At 58.1% G+C, this 17,581-nt stretch carries 15 protein-coding genes; 14 read left to right on the forward strand and 1 reads right to left on the reverse strand.

Going from position 1 to position 17,581, the window contains the following annotated elements; genetic code table 11:
• Positions 1-15 precede the first annotated feature (15 nt).
• The 14 genes from ACXAG1_RS14350 to ACXAG1_RS14415 all read left to right on the forward strand — a co-directional run bounded on the left by ACXAG1_RS14350 (position 16) and on the right by ACXAG1_RS14415 (position 16,908).
• Positions 16-2,523 (forward strand): LamG domain-containing protein, encoded by a 2,508-nt coding sequence (locus ACXAG1_RS14350; protein WP_475120087.1) that lies wholly within the window; start codon positions 16-18, stop codon positions 2,521-2,523.
• 47 nt (positions 2,524-2,570) lie between these two features.
• Positions 2,571-4,142, forward strand: a complete 1,572-nt coding sequence (locus ACXAG1_RS14355; RefSeq protein WP_475091119.1) for a hypothetical protein — start codon at positions 2,571-2,573, stop codon at positions 4,140-4,142.
• Positions 4,143-4,189: 47 nt separating this feature from the next.
• Positions 4,190-5,206, forward strand: coding sequence for an FAD:protein FMN transferase (locus ACXAG1_RS14360; protein WP_475091120.1), 1,017 nt, complete (start codon positions 4,190-4,192; stop codon positions 5,204-5,206).
• 175 nt (positions 5,207-5,381) lie between these two features.
• Positions 5,382-5,945 carry an AraC family transcriptional regulator gene (locus ACXAG1_RS14365; RefSeq protein ID WP_475091121.1) on the forward strand — a complete coding sequence of 188 codons (564 nt, stop codon included), beginning with the start codon at positions 5,382-5,384 and terminating at the stop codon, positions 5,943-5,945.
• A 19-nt stretch (positions 5,946-5,964) separates the two neighbouring features.
• Complete coding sequence (locus tag ACXAG1_RS14370; RefSeq protein WP_475091122.1) at positions 5,965-8,088, forward strand: tetratricopeptide repeat protein; 2,124 nt, start codon at positions 5,965-5,967, stop codon at positions 8,086-8,088.
• Positions 8,085-11,000: a tetratricopeptide repeat protein gene (locus ACXAG1_RS14375; protein ID WP_475120077.1), complete on the forward strand. Its 2,916-nt coding sequence runs from the start codon at positions 8,085-8,087 to the stop codon at positions 10,998-11,000. Before ACXAG1_RS14370 ends, ACXAG1_RS14375 begins: the two co-directional genes overlap by 4 nt.
• The gene (locus tag ACXAG1_RS14380; RefSeq protein WP_475091124.1) at positions 10,987-11,646 is read left to right on the forward strand and encodes a tetratricopeptide repeat protein; all 660 of its coding nucleotides are present in this window, start codon (positions 10,987-10,989) and stop codon (positions 11,644-11,646) included. The genes ACXAG1_RS14375 and ACXAG1_RS14380 overlap by 14 nt, the downstream gene beginning before the upstream one ends.
• Positions 11,647-11,940, forward strand: a complete 294-nt coding sequence (locus tag ACXAG1_RS14385; protein ID WP_475091125.1) for a hypothetical protein — start codon at positions 11,647-11,649, stop codon at positions 11,938-11,940.
• Positions 11,941-11,977: 37 nt separating this feature from the next.
• The gene (locus ACXAG1_RS14390) at positions 11,978-12,667 is read left to right on the forward strand and encodes a MotA/TolQ/ExbB proton channel family protein (RefSeq protein WP_475091126.1); all 690 of its coding nucleotides are present in this window, start codon (positions 11,978-11,980) and stop codon (positions 12,665-12,667) included.
• 54 nt (positions 12,668-12,721) lie between these two features.
• Complete coding sequence (locus tag ACXAG1_RS14395; protein WP_475120078.1) at positions 12,722-13,291, forward strand: ExbD/TolR family protein; 570 nt, start codon at positions 12,722-12,724, stop codon at positions 13,289-13,291.
• A complete protein-coding gene (locus tag ACXAG1_RS14400; RefSeq protein ID WP_475091128.1) occupies positions 13,288-13,809 on the forward strand; it encodes an ExbD/TolR family protein in 522 nt (173 codons plus the stop codon). The genes ACXAG1_RS14395 and ACXAG1_RS14400 overlap by 4 nt, the downstream gene beginning before the upstream one ends.
• A gap of 13 nt (positions 13,810-13,822) precedes the next feature.
• On the forward strand, positions 13,823-14,842 hold the full coding sequence (locus ACXAG1_RS14405) for an AgmX/PglI C-terminal domain-containing protein (protein ID WP_475091129.1): 1,020 nt from the start codon (positions 13,823-13,825) through the stop codon (positions 14,840-14,842).
• Positions 14,843-15,111: 269 nt separating this feature from the next.
• Complete coding sequence (locus tag ACXAG1_RS14410; protein WP_475091130.1) at positions 15,112-15,909, forward strand: LuxR C-terminal-related transcriptional regulator; 798 nt, start codon at positions 15,112-15,114, stop codon at positions 15,907-15,909.
• Positions 15,910-16,113: 204 nt separating this feature from the next.
• The gene (locus tag ACXAG1_RS14415; protein ID WP_475091131.1) at positions 16,114-16,908 is read left to right on the forward strand and encodes a response regulator transcription factor; all 795 of its coding nucleotides are present in this window, start codon (positions 16,114-16,116) and stop codon (positions 16,906-16,908) included.
• A gap of 281 nt (positions 16,909-17,189) precedes the next feature.
• On the opposite strand, the gene ACXAG1_RS14420 is transcribed toward ACXAG1_RS14415, so the two are convergent.
• Positions 17,190-17,579, reverse strand: a complete 390-nt coding sequence (locus ACXAG1_RS14420; protein WP_475091132.1) for a DUF2237 family protein — start codon at positions 17,577-17,579, stop codon at positions 17,190-17,192.
• Positions 17,580-17,581: the final 2 nt, after the last annotated feature.

Consider the following 17,581-nt stretch of genomic DNA (forward strand, 5'->3'; position numbering starts at 1 on the left):
GATCTGTGTCAGGTCATGACACCGCCGCGTCTGCGCCGCGCCGCACTACTGGCGACCGTGTTCAGCTCCGCCGTACTCGTCGCCTGCTCCGGCGGCAGCGGCCAGTCCACCGAGGAATTGCCAAACACCAATCCGGACTCCGGTGATACCAGTTATTCCGGCCCCGCACCGGAAAGCGAGGACGTGCAGAATTACAAGCGCTATATCTGGGACAACCTGGCGGCAGAAAACCGCTGCGGCAGCTGTCATGTCGAAGGCAACCAGAGCCCGCGTTTTGTGCGCAGTGACGATATCAACCTGGCCCATGGCGAAGGCCGCGAGCTGGTGAACCTCAGCGCACCGGAAGAATCCCGCCTGGTTACCAAAGTGGCCAGCGGCCACAATTGCTGGCTCGCCAGCGCCGACGCCTGTGCGGAAATCATCACCAATTACATTGAGGACTGGGCATCTGCGGCGGGCTCCGAGGCCAGCACCATCACCCTGACTCCACCCACCGAGCGCGAAGTCGGCGCGAGCAAAAGTTTCCCCGCCGCCAGCGGCAATTTTGCCACCACCGTCTACCCACTGCTCGAAGAGTACTGCGCGAGCTGCCACAGCGAAGATGCTGACACGGCGCAACAGCCGTACTTTGCCAGTAGCGATGTCGACCAGGCCTACGAGGCCTCAAAAGCGCGGATCGATCTGGACAACCCGGAGAAATCCCGCTTCGTGGTACGCCTGGGTAGCGACTTCCACAACTGCTGGGGTGACTGTTCAGAAAACGCCGACACCATGGCAGCGGCCATTCGCAATTTCGCCGATGGTATTTCCCTCACCGAAGTGGATCCCAACTGGGTAATCAGTAAAGCGCTGTTTCTTACCGACGGCGTGGTGAGCAGTGGCGGCGGACGTATCGAGAACAATGCCATTGCCCTGTACGAGTTCAAATCCGGCAGCGGCACCACCGCATACGACACCTCGGGCATCAACCCTGCCATCGATCTGAACCTGTCCGGGGACGTGGAGTGGCTGGGCTCCTGGGGTATCCAGCTGGCCGGCGGCAAGGCCCAGGCTGCCACCGCCACCAGCAAACGCCTGTTCGACACCCTGAGCGGTACCGGTGAATACACCATCGAAGCCTGGGTCGCCCCGGCCAACGTGGTGCAGGAAGGCCCGGCGCGGATCGTCAGCTATTCCGGTGGCAACGACATTCGCAACTTCACCCTCGGCCAGGCGATGTACAACTACACCTTCCAGAATCGCAACGATGCCAGCACCGATGCCAACGGCATGCCGGCGCTGATCACTGAGGATATGGCGGAGCGGGTGCAGGCCACCCTGCAACATGTGGTAGCAACCTTTGACCCGATCAACGGCCGCCGCCTGTATGTGAATGGCGAATTTACCGGCGACGCCGACCCGGTAGAACCGGGCCTGTTGTCCACCTGGGATGACACCTTCGCCCTGGCACTGGGCAGCGAGGTATCCAATGCAAACCAGTGGCACGGCTCCATCCGCCTGCTGGCGATCCATTCCCGCGCCCTGACCCAAGATGACATCCTCACCAACTACGAAGCAGGAGTAGGTGAAAAATACCTGCTGCTGTTCAAGGTGGAAGAGGAAACCGGCGTGCCCCAGGGCTACGTAATGTTTGAAGTACAGCAATACGACAACCACGGTTACCTGTTCAGCGAACCCAAATTCATCACTCTCGAAGATGGCGTCACACCTGACGGTATCGAAATTGAAGGTATGCGCATCGGCATCAACGGCCGCGAAGCGGTGGTTGGTCAGGCGTGGGCGAATCTCGACACAACCGTAACCGCGGCGGATTACGATCCGGCAACCGGTCAGAAGCTGTCTCCCCTGGGTACCATCATCACCCTGGAAAAAGGCCCGACTTCTGACGAATTTTTCCTGACCTTCGAGCGCCTGGGCAACGAAGAGTTTGTGCGTGTGGAAGCCACCCCGGCGGCGCCGGCCATGCCTTCAGATCTCACTCCGCAACCGCGTATCGGTATCCGCCGCTTCGAACAGATCCACGCGGCGCTATCTGCAGCCACCGGCATCTCCAGCGCGCACCCGGCGGTGGTCGACACCTGGGAAAAGGTGAAACAGCAGTTACCGGTTGAATCCGATGTGCGCGGCTTCCTCGCCGCTCAGCAGATGGGCATCACCCAGCTGGCGGTGAAGTACTGCAGCACACTGGTGGACGACGAGACCGCACGCGCCAGCTACTTCCCGGGCTTCGACTTCTCTGCCGGGGCGAACAGCGCCTTCGACGATGACACCAAGCGCGCCCAGATCATCGATCCACTGCTGGAAAAGCTGTTGGGCCGCCCAATCACCTGGTCTGCCGCCATGGGTGGGCACACCGCCCAGCTGGCCAGCGCTCCGGATGAGAGCGCGGTGCGCGCGGAGCTGGACGGATTGATCGATACCATGACGGAGTGCGGCGGAAGCTGTAGCGCGGATCGCACCACGACCACTGTGAAGGCTACCTGTGCGGCGGCTATGGGTAGTGCGATGATTTTGATTCACTGATTTCAATACAACGGACTACCTCGATAAACGGGGACCCCGGAAGAGCCATGAGCAAGAAAAAATATTTTGAACTGGACCAACCACTGCGCCACCCGGACCACCACCGGCCGGTGAGCCGACGGGACTTTCTCGGCCAGGGCTTTCGCGCGGGTATGGCGACGGTGCTGGGCGGTTCGGTCTTCAGCCTGTTTGCCAATCCGCGTTCAGCCCAGGCCGCGCTGTCTTCAGACCTGGAAGCCATGCGCGCAACCTGCGGCGTCAGCGCCAACGGCGCTGGCAAGATCCCGTTTATCTGTTTCGACCTGGCTGGCGGCGCCAATATTGCCGGCTCCAACGTACTTGTCGGCAAACAGGGCGGACAGTTCGATTTTCTCAGCACCGCCGGCTACAGCAAACAGGGCCTGCCCGGTGACATGGTGCCATCGCTCACCGATGGCCTCGGCAACCCGCTGTACAACACCGACCTCGGCCTCGCCTTCCACAGCGACAGCCAGATGCTGCGCGGTATTCTGGAAAAAGTCGGGCCCGGCACCTCCGGCGCCATCAACGGCGCAGTGATTCCGGCACGCTCCGAAAACGATACCGGCAACAATCCCCACAACCCCATGTACGGCATCAATCGCGCCGGAGCCAACGGCTCACTGCTGGCACTGATCGGTTCACAAACCAGTGAATCCGGCGGCAACTCCATGGCACCCATGGACCTGATCAACGCGGAAGTGCGCCCCACCAAAATCGACCGTCCCTCCGACGTCACCGGCCTGGTGGACGTGGGTGACCTTGTGGGCCTGCTCAGCCAGGAAGATACCGTCGCAGTCATGGAATCCATGTACCGTATCTCCAACGCCAAACTGGGCAAGGTAAATACTCAGGTCAGTAATGATGCGGTCATCAAGGATCTGGTGAAATGCGGGTATATGAAGAGTGCAGATCTGGCGGATCGTTTCGGCAACCCCAGCGCACTCGACCCTGCGCTGGACCCGGACATCGTCGGCCCCGGTGGTATTTTCTCTTCCGATGAATTCTTCGGTGATCGGGAGTTCCAGAAAGCCGCCTCCACCATGAAACTGGTGGTCAACGGCTACGCCGGCGCAGGCACCATTACCATGGGTGGCTACGACTATCACACCGGTGACCGCGCAACCGGCGAGATTCGCGATCTGCGCGCCGGCCGCTGTATCGGCGCCTGCCTGGAATACGCCGCGCGGGTTGGCCAGCCACTGATGGTGTACGTATTCAGTGATGGCTCCGTATTCAGTAACGGTATGATCGACGATTCCGCGGAAGGTCGCGGCAAGGGTGTGTGGACCGGAGACAACCAGCAAACCGCGGCGTCTTACTTCCTGGTTTACAATCCCGCGGGCCGCCCGCAGCTGTTAGGTGGCAGCACCGATGAGCAGGCGCGGCACCAGCAACTTGGCTATATGCGCCCCTCCGGCGATGTGGAAACCGCGGGCAGTCCGGCCGCCAACAACGTCAACCAGCTGGTACAGACCGTGGTGCTCAATTACATGGCACTGCACGGAGAGCAGGGCAGTTTTGCCAGCCTGTTCCCCAATCACGGCCTCGGCAATGCCAGCCTGATGGACAGTCTCACGGCATTTGCACCAATCCGGTGATTCCGTACTTAACGCACTGACACAGCAAATATAAAACGATGTACCCAATGCGCCTGCTTCTGATTGCCTGCACCCTGCTGGGGTCCGCCACCACACACGCCGAGTGGCACTACGACAAGCAGGCAATCATGGGTACCGAGATACACCTGCAGTTCTGGCACGAAGACGACAAAAAAGCGCAGCAGATTAACCGCGCGGTGATGGACGAGTTCCGCCGTCTGGACGCAGCCCTATCCCCCTATAAAGAAGACAGCGAGCTCTCCCGGGTCAACCGGGAGGCGGGGCAGGGCCCCGTGCAGATATCCGACGAGCTGGCACGGATTGTGGATAAGTCCCTGTTTTACAGTAAACAGACCCACGGGGCTTTCGACATCACTTTTGCCACCCTGGGCAGCCTGTACAATTTCCGCGAAGGCAAACAGGTGGACAGGGAAACTACCGAAAGTCTGCGCGACGCCATCGGCTATCACCACCTGCAGCTGAACCGTAGCGCCGGTACGCTTCGCTATGGCGACAGCCGCACCAAAATTGATCTCGGTGGTATTGCCAAGGGTTACGCGGTAGACCGCGCAGTGAATATTCTGAAACAATACGGTGTCACCAATGCCAATGTGAGCGCCGGAGGCGATGCACGGCTACTGGGAGACAAACGGGGTAAACCCTGGCTGGTGGGCATTCGCCACCCCAGGGATAAAAGCAAAAATGCGGCGGTGATACCGCTGGAAAATACCGCGATCTCCACTTCCGGAGATTACGAGCGGTTTTTTATCGATGACGACGATCACCGGGTACACCATATCTTCAACCCGGCCACCGGCAAGCCAGCAGACACCGACAGCGGATCAAAAAGCGAGGGAACCGAAAGTGACCCTGCGGAAGAAAAACTGATCAGCGTCAGCGTCATTGGCCCCGCCGGGTTCGATACCGATCCTCTGTCCACCAGTGTCTTTGTACTGGGTAAAAGTAAAGGGCTGGCACTGATCGATAAGATGGACGGATATGAAGCGATAGTCATTGATGCCAATCGACGCATGTTTTTTTCCCGCGGCCTGGCGGACCGGTAGCTCGATGCACCGTTGGGGGAGCTGCCCAAATCTGTCACCACCGTGAAATACCCTGCGTGCCGCAACGCAAACGTGAACTGCGTCACAACCAAAATGTGACACCCGGGCATAATCGCGCGTCCAATTGTGCGAATAATTAAACGACAACCGATCACACTATTTTTCAGGTTCCAGCATGTTTTCCCTGCGCTCCGCTTTCACCATCCGCAACAGTCTCAAAACCCATATTTTCGTACTGTTCGCTGCATTTACTCTTGCGGTCGCAGCTCAGGCAGGAGCGCAGAACGCCGACTTCCCCACCGACGACCTGGAATCGCTAAAAAAAGAAGTGCTCAAACTGAACCGCGATCTGCTGGTACTGGAAGAGGACCTTCTGTTTCCCGCACAGAGCCAGGTTGCCGTATACGTCTCCATGGATGTCGGTCACTTTTTTGATCTGGACTCGGTAAAGCTACATATCAACAACAAACTGGTGGAAACCCACCTGTACACCGAACATCAGAAAGACGCGCTGTTCCGCGGCGGCATCCAGCCCCTGTTCAAGGGCAACCTGAAATCCGGCGAGCACACGATTACCGCGTTCTTCAATGGCATCGGTCCCGAGCAGCGCGAGTTCAAGCGCGCAGCCACCCTGGAACTCAGCAAGACCGATGAACCCGCGGTAATTGAACTGCGCATCTCCGACGCCGGTGGCAAGCAGCAACCGGAATTTACCGTCGTCCAATGGCCGGCTCCCTGAGTTCCCCGTGGGGTCTGTTGTGCTCAAACCTGTCGCGTTCAAAAAAGCTTCCCTCGCGCTCGCACTGACCGGATTGATTGCCGGTACCTTCTCCTATGCGGCGGAGGATGTACAAATCGATGAGGCGGGCCCTGGCACTGCTTCCGCAAAAGCCGGGGGTGAGAAATTCCAGCAGGCGCAGGACATGCGCTACGGAGCCGCCCTGTACCACTACTTCCAGGGCAATACCTTCGATGCCCTGAGTACCCTGATGGTGTCTGACCTGCGCGGTGGAATTTCTTATCATGCCGACAATGCGGAACTGATTCGCGGCGGTATCAGCCTCGCGTTTGGACTCGAGCGCCAGGCGGCAGAACTGTTTGAGCAACAGTTACAAAAAGCCGCTGACGAAGAAAACCAGCAGCGCATCGAGCATTTTCGCGAAATCGCCTGGCTGAAGCTGGCGGAACTCAATTACCGTCACCAGAACTGGGACACTGCGGCCCTGCAGCTGGAAAAGTCCGGAGCGATTCACCAGACCACCCTTACCCTGAATCTCGCGATCCGCAATGGCGACCTGAGCCAGGCCGCGCAACTTTTGCGCATGGCAGATCTGCCGGTCGCGGAGCGCGCGCTTGGACACAATAACCTGGCCGCGGCCTTCGCCCGGGGCGAATATTTTCCCGCGGCGGCAGAAGAGTACCAGCGCGCTGCGGATCTGGTTGATGCCGTCACTCAAGACAAAGAACTGGCATCAGATCTGCGCGAGGAGCTCTATATCCTGCGCGACAAGGCGCGTATCGGCGCCGGTTATGCCCTCACTCTGCAAGGCGATTACACCGCGGCGGCAGACGAATTCCGCCGGGTAAGGCTGGATACACCCTGGTCTCCGGATGCGCTACTGGGTCTTGGCTGGGCCTCGGTCAATGGTGCCGAACACAGCCAGGCGGTCGATGCGCTGGGCTACCTGATTCGCCAGAACCGGCTTTTACCCCAGGTTCAGGAAGCCCTGCTGGCCCTGCCCTATACCTACGAAGCACTGGACCGCCCGAAGCTGGCACTGCGCAGCTATCAAAATGCCGAGCAACAGTATCAGCGTGCACTCGACGACCTGATCAAGCTGACCGATGCCGCCGGTCAGCTACAGTTTGCGGAAATTGACGGTGACGAGCGCATCGACCTGCAGCGTTATGGCTGGCTGGAAGACGCTGAGACTCCCGCGCTTATCCGTATGAACCAGCATTACCTGCTGCAAATGATGCAGAGCGACCGGCTTCAATTACAGCTGTCGGAGCTGCGCGATCTGCAGCAATTACGCCGGGTACTGGAGCGCTGGCAGCAGCGACTGCCAGAATTCCACACCCTGATCAATGAGCGCGAGCAACGACGCGTCAATATCATACGTGAGCACGACAGCGCCCAATACGACCAGCAGGTACAGATTGCCGAGCAGCAACTGGAAAAATTGCAGGCATCCCTGGCACGAGTAGAAGCGAAAAAAGATGCTCTGGCAATGTTCGCAACTTCAAGCAGTAGCCAAGGCGCTGAGTACCTGCAGATGCTGCGCGATGCAGAAGCCCGCTACGAGTACCTGACCGGTGCCGGTAAAACCAGCAACTACCAGCAGCAGACCCTGGCGCGCGCTCGCGGTATTCTGCAGTGGCAGGCCTCGGAGGAATACCACCAGAACCTGTGGCAGAAGCGCAAAGCCATTACTGCGCTGGAAGCCGAGTTGGTTGACGCAGCGCGCAGTCAGCGCAAGGTGGCTCGCATTTCTGCCGACGCGCCGCAACTAAACCTGCTTGCCGGCAGTGTGGAAGATGCCAGCCTGCGGATCGACCAGCAGCGCAGCGCGATAGACCGCGCCAGTGCCATCATCGAAAAACAGATTCGCAACGACCTGCAAACCGCATTAAGCGGAGCGCGCGAGCGCGTCGAGCAGTATATGGCCCACACCCGCCTGGCTATCGCACGTATTCAGGACGCGGCAATGCAGGGACACTTTGATCCCCCCGCTAGCACACCCGCAACCTCTCCCGCAGCTGCCCCCACGGATCTTGCCGGCAGCCCCCCCGCGGATCAGCTAGACAGTATTCCCGAAGAGCCGCCGCTAGACCTTCCACAAGAACCGCAATCAGCCCAGCAGGGAGAGCCGGAATCGTGAGCGTTATTTTTTCACGTCCACCCCGCAAACACCTGCTGGCGCTCGCGGTGAGTGCCAGTTTCGCGCTCGGCGGTTGCGCCGGTTATGTGGATAAAAGCAAGACTCTCGCGGATCTACCGCCTGCAGTGCTGCCGCCGGAACCACTGGTGGAAATGCCAAAGCTGGTGCTGCCGGCGCTGATCGACAGCTATGAGCGCGCCCTGGCCGCACAACAGAATCCGCAGACCCGCCGCCAGATACAACTGCGCCTCGCCGATCTGGAAATGGAGCGGCTGGAACAGTTACAGGCGGACAATCCGGAAATAGCGGTGGCCTATGCGGAAGCTGTGCGCCACTACGAGGCGCTGCTGCAGACCTCTGCCGACGACGATTACCTGGCCTATCGATTGGCGCGCGCCCGCTCCCTGGACGGTAACAACCCCGGCGCGCTGGATGCGCTGGAAAATATCGTACAGCGCAACCCGGACTCCCCGTTTATCGCCGAGGCGCTGTTCCGCCGCGGTGAAGCAGCATTCGGTCGCAAACAGTATCGCGCCGCCGAGCGCGATTTCAGCGACGTCCTGGCGCAGGGCGATTCTCCCTTTGCACGTAACGCCCGCTATATGCTCGGCTGGAGCCAGTTCAAGGACGCCCGCTACAAGGCGGCCAGTGAAACGTTCCTGGCTCTGATGGATGATCTGCTGGGCGAAACCCACGGGCAGCAGCGCTTCCTTGGCGAGCTGGAAAAAGGCGAGCGTCGTCTCGCTGACGATACCCTGCGGGTGCTGGCACTGGGGTTCAATTACCTGGGTGGTGCCGAGGTCATCGAATCGTTTGTCGTCGACGAACGCCCACGCACTTATCACCATTTACTGTACCGCGCGCTTGGCGACTGGTACGCAGAGAGCGAGCGCTACCGCGACGGTGCGGAAACGTTCCTGGCCTATGCAGAGCAATACCCGCAAAGCTTCAAGGCACCGGGCATGCACGTGCGCGCGGTGGAAATTCTGCAGCAAGGCAATTTCCCCAGCGAGGTAATTCCGGCCAAGCGCGAATTCGTCACCCGTTACGGCAGTCGCGGTGGCTACTGGGAAAGTGCCGACGATCAGCAGCGCGGCCTGCTCAAGATTCAGCTGAAACCCTGGCTGGAGGAGCTGGCGCGCTTCGACCACGCCCGAGCGCAGGCGCTGGCCAAGGAAGCTTCCGACCCGCGCAACCGCGGCAAGGCCGCGGCGCACGCGCAACAGCAGTCTCGCGAGGCGTTTATTGCTGCGGCTGCGCTCTATGGCGAATTTATCGATACCTTCCCGGGCGATGACAAGGCCCCGGAACTCACCTTCCTGATGGCGGAAAGCCTTAACGAATCCGGCCAATACGCCCAGGCGTTCAACGCGTATCGTCGGGTTGCCTGGGGCTTCGCGGCGGAAACAGGCCCATCGCCTAAACCGACATCGCGCCAGGCCACCGAGGCCGGCTACGCCGCGATCCTGATGGCCGGGCGCATGCACGACGCCGAGAAAAAGATTGCGGACAACGAGGAACAGGCCAACCTGTGGCTGGATCTCAAAACCGAAACCAGCCTGCGCTTTGCCGACAGCTGGTCACAGGACCCGCGCGCGCTTCCGGTGCAACTGGATGCCGCACACAACCTGTTTGCCCAGTACCGCCACCAGGAGACCATCGACGCCGCCATCAAGGCCGCCGCCTGGCAACCACCGCCCAACGCGAAACAGCGACGCAGTATCCTGTTGCTGCTGGGGCACAGCCAGTTTGAAACAGAAAACTACCCGGCCGCGGAGCTAGCCTACAACCAGCTGCTGGCGGGGATGGGCTCTGACGACCCGGAGTATCTGAATACCCGCGATCGCCTGCAGTCCTCCATTTACAAACAGGCCGAGGTCATTCTCAAGCAGGTCCACCTGACCACCGACAGCATGGAATTTGTGGCACCCACCGAGGAAGCCATCGCCCTGTTGTTGCGGGTGCGTGATAGTGGCCGCTCGCCCATTGCCGCCACCGCCCAGTACGATGCCATCAATCAGTTGGTTCGCCTGCAGCGCTGGCCGCAGGCACAGGCCGAACTGGCGGACTTCCGCAAGTTTTATCCACAGCACAAGCTGACCCCGACCCTCACCGCAAAAGCAGTGGTGATTTACCAGGGTATGGATATGCCGGAGGCGGCGGCCAGTGAACTGATGGCTCTGGCCCAGAACGATCCGAATCCGAATGTGCGCCGGGACTCCCTGTATCTGGCCGCAGAACAGTTCGAACAGGCCGGCAACCGCGACCGCGCCATCAGCGCCTACCGCCAGTACGCGCGTGACTGGCGCGAGCCCGCACTGCAAAACCTGGAAGCACAGAACCAGCTGGTTTCACTGTATGAAAAATCCGGCAACCAGCGCGAACGCAACCAGTGGTTGAAGAGCCTGGCGAATAACAAGGTATCGGAACCCCGCGGCCGCTATCTCGCCGCCTTCGCCCAGAACGACCTGGCCGGCCAGAGCTTCGCCCGCTTTGAACGCCTGGCACTGACCCTTCCGCTGAAGCAAAGCCTGCGCAATAAGAAACAGGCGATGGAAACCACGGTGGCGGATTACAAAAAGGTGCTCGACTTCGGCATTGCCGAATTCACTACTGCGGCGAACTTCCGTCTCGCGGAAATCTATCGCCAGTTGAGCCGCGACCTGATGGACTCCCAACGACCCAACGGGCTCAACCCACTGGAACTGGAGCAGTACGAAATCCTGCTGGAAGAACAGGCTTACCCCTTCGAGGAAAAAGCCATCGAACTGCACGAGGCCAACGTAAAGCGCACCGCCGATGGCGTCTACGACGAGTGGATCAAGAACAGCTTCTCCTCCCTGGAAAATCTGTTGCCCGCCCGTTACCGCAAACCGGAATCAACTGTGGAGTGGAGCGATGCGGCCTACTGATCTGAAAGCCCTGAAAGGCTTCGCCCTGCTCGCGGCAGGCGCACTGCTGCTGAGCGCCTGCGCCAGCAATCCTACCGGCTCCGGCGCAACAGAAACCGAAACGGTCGGTATTGCCGAGGGCGAAATCGTACAGCGCGTCGCCACACCCAATCCCTATCTGGCGGAAGCGGCAAGCGTGCCCAGTGCGGCGCAACAGGCGCTGGCCAATGCCCGCAGCTATTTCGAGCAGCAACAATTTGGTGCGGCGGAAACCGAGCTGCAACAGGTAATCACCCAGTGGCCGGAGCTATCCGGTGCCTGGCTGAACCTGGCCAAGGTTCAGCTGAAACTGGAACAACCCGAGCAGGCGGAAAAAAGCCTGCAACAGGCCGTGGCTGCCAACCCGAAAAATGTCTTCGCGTGGAATTCCCTCGGCGTATTGCTGCGCGACCAGGGCCGTTTTGATGAGGCCCGCAAAGCCTATGAAAGCGCCCTCAAGCAGTGGCCGGATTTCGCCGTGGGCCACCGCAACCTGGGTATTCTGTTTGATCTTTACCTGCACCAACCGGAACAGGCTTTGCATCACTACCGCGAAGCCAGGGCACTTGAGTCCGAGGAAGACCGAGCATTATTGGGCTGGATTATGGATCTGGAGCGGAGACTGTAAATGAAAAGTGCAAAACTGACTGCCGCTTTTCTTTTTAACTTGATTGCTCTCTTCCTGAGCGCGAGCGCGTCTGCACAGGAAGACGGTGGCGAGGTCATCACCCTGGAATCCACGATCATTGGCAGCCAGGAACAACCCAAGGTGCTTTACATCATCCCCTGGAAGCAGGCCGCGAGCCTGGAAAAAATTGAAAGCACTTTGCCCAACGCTATTACCCACAGTTTCCAGCACCAGGAATACTCGGAACTGCACCGAGAAATAAAACTACTCAAGGCGGAAGACGCCGAAGAGTAAATTCGACAAAAAATCTTTAAGTCCCGGAGATTTGACCATGGAGTTTTTCAACACACTGCTGCGCTTCTTTCAGAACGGCGGCACTTTTATGTATCCCATCGCACTGGTACTGGTGATCGGTGTGGTGTTGGTTGTAGAGCGTTGGGTGTTCCTGTCCCGCGCCAAGCTTGCCAATCGCCGCGCCTACGGCCAGATTCTGCCAATGATGCAGCAGCGCAACTTTGCCGCAGCGCTGAAGTTCGCCCAGAACGAACAGGCCCCCATGGGCCAGCTCGTTGCCGCCGGCATTAGCACCGCACAGCACGCGCGCAAGGACGAGAATATCGCCATGGCCATTGAGGAGAGCATCCTCGAAGCCGTGCCGCGCCTGGAAAAACGCACCAACTACCTCGCCACCCTGGCCAACATAGCCACACTGCTGGGCCTGCTGGGTACCATCATCGGTCTGATCGCGGCGTTTACCGCGGTTGCCAATGCGGATCCTTCTGAGAAAGCCAGCATGCTGTCTTCCAGTATTTCTGTCGCGATGAACACCACCGCCTTCGGTCTGATCTCCGCGATCCCACTGCTGCTGGCGTACTCCATGCTGCAGAACAAGACCAACGAGATCATCGACAGCCTGGAAATGGCCGGAGTGAAGTTTCTTAACCTGATTACCCTGACCCGCGGTCAGAAAGCGGAAGCATCCGCAGCGCGTCCCGCCGCCAAATCCGGCGCACCGGCCTAACGCGACCGCAGACGCAACAATCGTAAACGTTAAGAACTAGAACAAGAGAGAGCCATGGCTATCCGACGCAGGCTGGAAACCGATCCGGATCTGGACATCACCTCGTTTATGAGTCTGATGACCGTTCTGGTCCCGGTATTGCTTCTGAATATGGTGTTTTCCCATATCTCCGTGCTGAACCTCAACCTTCCGGGATTGAGCGATGCCAGTGTGGAAGAGCAGAAAGAAAACCGGCAACTGGAAATGGTGCTGCGCGCCGAGTACATCGACATCAACTATCCGGCGGGAATTCGCGTAAAACGCATTCCCAACCGGGACGGCAAGCCGGACTTGAAGCTGGTGTCGGATGTACTGCAGGAAATCAAGCGCGCCCTGCGGGATAAGGATATCGACAAGAAAGACCTGGTGATTCTCTCGGAACCCGGCACCCCCTACCGCACCCTGGTGAGCGCCATGGATACCGCGCGCTCCTTCCGCGCGGTGGTGGCGGCGTCCGTGGTGGATGCGGAACTGTTCCCGCAGATCTCCCTGGGGGATGCGCCCCAAGGAGATTCATCACAGCAGGACGACGTGGCCCAGAGTGGCCAGGGGCAAGATGAACAGCTGGCAGGCAACGGACTATGAAAGCGACGATCGGCGGCAAGCTGAAAGGGCGCAAGACGCGTCGGCATAAAGAAACGAAACTGAACCTGGTTTCACTGATGGATATCTTCACCATTCTGGTATTTTTCCTGCTGGTGAACTCCTCGGATGTGGAAGTACTGCAGACAGACAAAACCATTACCCTGCCGGAATCCACTTCCACCCAGAAACCGGAAACCACCACCGTGGTGCGGGTCAATGGCGACCAGCTGATAGTGGGCAACCGCATGATCGCCAAGGTCGCGGACATCCCCAACGGGCAGGATCAGATCGAACCGCTGCTGAACGAGTTGAAATACCTCGCCAGCCGCGCCGAGCCCCTGCCGGAAGACAAGGTCGCAGTGGGCCGTCCGGTGACCATTCTCGGCGACGAGGAGGTGCCCTACGCGCTGCTCAAGCAGATCATGAACACCTGCGCCGCAGCGGACTACCGGGATATCGACCTGGCCGTGACACAGACATCCGCACAAGACCCGGCCGCTCCGGCCGCCGGTCAATAACGGGAGGCAGAGAATGACTACCGTCTCCCCCAGCACAAACCGCCCGGCCCTGATGCCGTGGCACTACTACAACTCGGTTTTGCCCTGGGCCTCTACGGAAGAAGAGGACCAGCGCTTTATCAAGTTCCTCAAATCCGGCTTTGCCGCGTTTGTGGTGCTCGGTGCGCTGTTTACGTTTATTCCGGCTCCGGAACTCACCCGCGAGCAGAAAGAACAGCTGCCGCCGCAACTGGCGCGTGTGATTCTGGAGAAAAAAGAACTGCCGAAGCCGGTGGAAAAACCCAAGCCAAAGCCGGTTGAGAAGAAAATCGAAAAACCCAAAGAGGTTAAAAAGGAAGAGCCCAAGCCGATCGAAAAGCCCAAACCCAAGCCGATCAAGACCGTCAAGCCCAAACCGCTGACGGAAAAGGCCCCGGCCGAAGAAGTGGCCAAGGCGCGGGAAAAGGCAGCCAACAGCGGCCTAATGCAGCTGCAGGACGACCTGATGGATATGCGCGATAGTCTCGACGTATCCCAGGTGGCCAATGCCAATTCCCTGGCCAGCGGCGCTGCCAATGCACAGAAGATCGACCGCTCACTGATTACGGATAAATCCAAGGCAGCCAGTGGCGGCATCAACACCGGGCAGCTGAGCCGCAACACCGGTGGTTCCGCCCTGTCTGGCCGTCAAACCACCCAGGTGGAAGTGGCGGAAGCGGAAGTGGCCGCGAAGTCCAGCAGCAGGCAAGCCCGCCGTGAACGCGGTACCCGCGGTGAGGAATCCATCCGTCAGGTTATGGAAGCCAACAAGGGCGCTATCTTCGCGATTTATAACCGCGCCCTGCGCCGTGATCCGACCCTGGCCGGCAAGGTGACAGTAAAGCTGGTGATCGAGCCCAACGGGGTTATCTCCGGGGTGAGCCTGGTCAGCAGTGAGCTGGGTGACGAGGATCTGGAACGCAAGCTGCTCGCGCGCATCCGCCTGATCAACTTTGGCACGGCCAATGTGGAAAAATCGACCCTCAATTACTCGATCGATTTCCTGCCATCCTGATAATGACACCTCCTGTAGCAGCCATCGCGGCGTGGTGGCTGCTACAGCACACTCTCCATTTTCCGCTCGCGCAAAGCCTCACTCACATTCCGCCTGGCCCAGCGCCCTATTGCACCCGCACCCTATTACCCACACAACCTTTCATGTCTATCCTGTATTGCGCAGACTTATTTAGGGGGCACCAGATAAATACATTTGCGCCATACGACAACTTTCTGGTACAAGTGTCTCATGATAAATGAGACACACATCACAAAGGACGCGCCCTAGTGGCCAGTGAAACTAAACAAGAGAAGCCGAACAGCGACATGTTGACCAGCGTATGGAACCAGCGCAACGAGCTGTTTGCGAAAAACAAAACCGAGCTGGCCAAACTGCAGGTAGATGAAATGGTCAGCCGGGTATTCAGTAACGGCCCGCACTACCACTACATTTTTGACCTGTTCGACCTGGAACTGCTGTACATCAGCCCACAGGTAGAACAGATTCACGATCTCAATCTTGCCACAATGACCTTCCAGGATATTCTTGCGCTGATTCATCCGGATGACATGGCATTTGTTTCCAACGCAGAAGCCACCGCGATACGTGTCATGCAACAGCGTATCGGGATGGACAAGATTACCGATTACAAATTTTCCTACTGTTTTCGCTTTCGGGTAAAAACCGGCGAGTACCGCCTGTTTAATCATCAGTCCATTGTGCTCAATACCGATGACAAAGGTGGAATCGGCAAAGCACTGAATGTGCACACGGATATCTCACATCTCACTTCGGAAAATAACTACCGTCTGTCGTTGATCGGCATGAACGGTCAACCTTCCTACCTCAATATTGAAGTCGACAATCACGCGGAAAAAACCAGCCCGAGCAAACCGGTATTTACCGAACGCGAGATATCTGTCATTCAACTGGTATCCAAGGGGTTGACCAGCGCACAGATCGGTGAAGCTCTATCGCTGTCCGAATACACCATCAAAAACCATCGCAAACGTATTTTGAAAAAGGCTGGCTGCCAGAACATGAGTCAGCTTCTGGCAAGCTGCGCTATCGACGGACTGATCTAGGACATAAGCGACCTAAGCTGTATTACCTGAATTAAGTTGCAAACTGGAAACTAATCCGGCCGCTCAGCCACAGATTCCTAGAGCCAGCCCCGAACGGAATCTGTGCCGCTACCCACTTATTTGGTATAAAGATGAGCATCTCGTGATGCAGATCACAACTTCCATGCGTGACCGTCCAGGCTGATGATAAACAGGGAATTCTCCATGGACCTCGAGACCATCGAAGCAGACAACAACCTGATTTATCGGGCCTGGCACAATATCCCGGGGTTTTTCGCCAAACGGGGTGTTGCGCAGCAACGCTATGAACTCGATCAGTTTATTGCCACCACTTTCAGCAGCGGCCCCTGTTATTACTACGTCCTCGATTTTCTGAATCTCGACAAGCCGATGCTGGTGAGTCCATCCATCGAAGCGATTTTGGGCGTTGACCCCAAGATTGCCACGGTGCAGTCGCTAATCGAGCGAGGGCACCCTGATGACGTTCCCTTCGCCGCCAAAGCCGAAGAGACTGCACTGTCGATCCTGAAGAACCACATCGGTATGGATCAGGTGAAAAACTACAAGATTTCCTATAGCGGGCGTATGCGCGTGGCCGATGGCAGCTACCGGCTGTTCAACCACCAGGCGATTATTCTGGATACCGACGAGCAATTTGGCGTGGCGCGCACTCTGGGTATTCACACCGATATCACCCATCTCACCAGCGCCAGCAACTACAAGCTCTCGCTACTGAATCTGTTTGGCGGCGAGAGCTACCTGAATATCGATGTCATGAACAATCCGCAGAATTGTATTGCGGCACCCTCGCTGTTTACCCAGCGTGAAATGGAAATCGTGCGCCTGCTGGCTGATGGAAAAACAAGTGCGGACGTGGGAAGGCTGCTGAACATTTCTCCGCACACAGTAAAGAATCACCGGAAAAATATTCTAAAAAAATCCGGATGCAAGACAACCGGCCAACTGGTTTCAAAAAGTATCAGTGAGGGTCTGATTTAAGGGAAGGTGTGCAAGGGTAGATAGCCCTCTGTCATTTGGCCCGAATGGGCTATTGCTCACTAACCTCGCGAGGCGCATTCTATCCACTGAGCAGGGCGGAATCTTAACGACATCCGCACCAGATATGGACTTCGCGCTCACCAACAAATTTTCATCCTGTGAGTTGGTTGCGGCCGCAAGGCTGGCTCTGGGTAAGCCTGGACGGCTTACTTCAGAGCACTTTTCACTGCCCGCGTAATACTTCCCTTCTAACCATTTCCCGACCAATCAAACGCTGTGAGTCAGTTTAAATCGGCCGCGTATTGGCGCAGTATTTCCAGTGGCACAATTTCCAGCGCACGCACGTGAGTGCGCTGTAAGAATACCCGCGGCGCCATTTCCACTTTCTGCGCCTCCAGCCAGCGCGCCGCGCACAGGCACCAGCGATCGCCGGGGTTCAATCCGGGAAAGCCAAACTCTTCCACCGGTGTGCTGAGGTCATTGCCGCGCTCTGCGGAAAACTTCAGGAAATCCCGGGTTACTTCCACACACACGGTGTGTGAGCCGATATCCTGATCGTTGGTATTGCAACAACCGTCGCGGAAAAAACCGGTCAGGGGGTCTGTACTACAGGGAATCAGCGGGTCTCCAAACACGTTCAGTGACTCGTGCATTTGCAGGGTTAGGGCCATGT

The sequence above is a fragment of the Microbulbifer sp. ABE4_465 genome (genome assembly GCF_056160765.1).

What these genes read in the sequence shown, in the direction of transcription:
- ACXAG1_RS14350 (WP_475120087.1), top strand. Translation starts at nt 16, where the DNA reads ATGACACCGCCGCGTCTGCGCCGCGCCGCACTACTGGCGACCGTGTTC.
- ACXAG1_RS14355 (WP_475091119.1), top strand. Translation starts at nt 2,571, where the DNA reads ATGAGCAAGAAAAAATATTTTGAACTGGACCAACCACTGCGCCACCCG.
- ACXAG1_RS14360 (WP_475091120.1), top strand. Translation starts at nt 4,190, where the DNA reads ATGCGCCTGCTTCTGATTGCCTGCACCCTGCTGGGGTCCGCCACCACA.
- ACXAG1_RS14365 (WP_475091121.1), top strand. Translation starts at nt 5,382, where the DNA reads ATGTTTTCCCTGCGCTCCGCTTTCACCATCCGCAACAGTCTCAAAACC.
- ACXAG1_RS14380 (WP_475091124.1), top strand. Translation starts at nt 10,987, where the DNA reads ATGCGGCCTACTGATCTGAAAGCCCTGAAAGGCTTCGCCCTGCTCGCG.
- ACXAG1_RS14385 (WP_475091125.1), top strand. Translation starts at nt 11,647, where the DNA reads ATGAAAAGTGCAAAACTGACTGCCGCTTTTCTTTTTAACTTGATTGCT.
- ACXAG1_RS14390 (WP_475091126.1), top strand. Translation starts at nt 11,978, where the DNA reads ATGGAGTTTTTCAACACACTGCTGCGCTTCTTTCAGAACGGCGGCACT.
- ACXAG1_RS14395 (WP_475120078.1), top strand. Translation starts at nt 12,722, where the DNA reads ATGGCTATCCGACGCAGGCTGGAAACCGATCCGGATCTGGACATCACC.
- ACXAG1_RS14400 (WP_475091128.1), top strand. Translation starts at nt 13,288, where the DNA reads ATGAAAGCGACGATCGGCGGCAAGCTGAAAGGGCGCAAGACGCGTCGG.
- ACXAG1_RS14405 (WP_475091129.1), top strand. Translation starts at nt 13,823, where the DNA reads ATGACTACCGTCTCCCCCAGCACAAACCGCCCGGCCCTGATGCCGTGG.
- ACXAG1_RS14415 (WP_475091131.1), top strand. Translation starts at nt 16,114, where the DNA reads ATGGACCTCGAGACCATCGAAGCAGACAACAACCTGATTTATCGGGCC.
- ACXAG1_RS14420 (WP_475091132.1), bottom strand. Translation starts at nt 17,579, where the DNA reads ATGGCCCTAACCCTGCAAATGCACGAGTCACTGAACGTGTTTGGAGAC.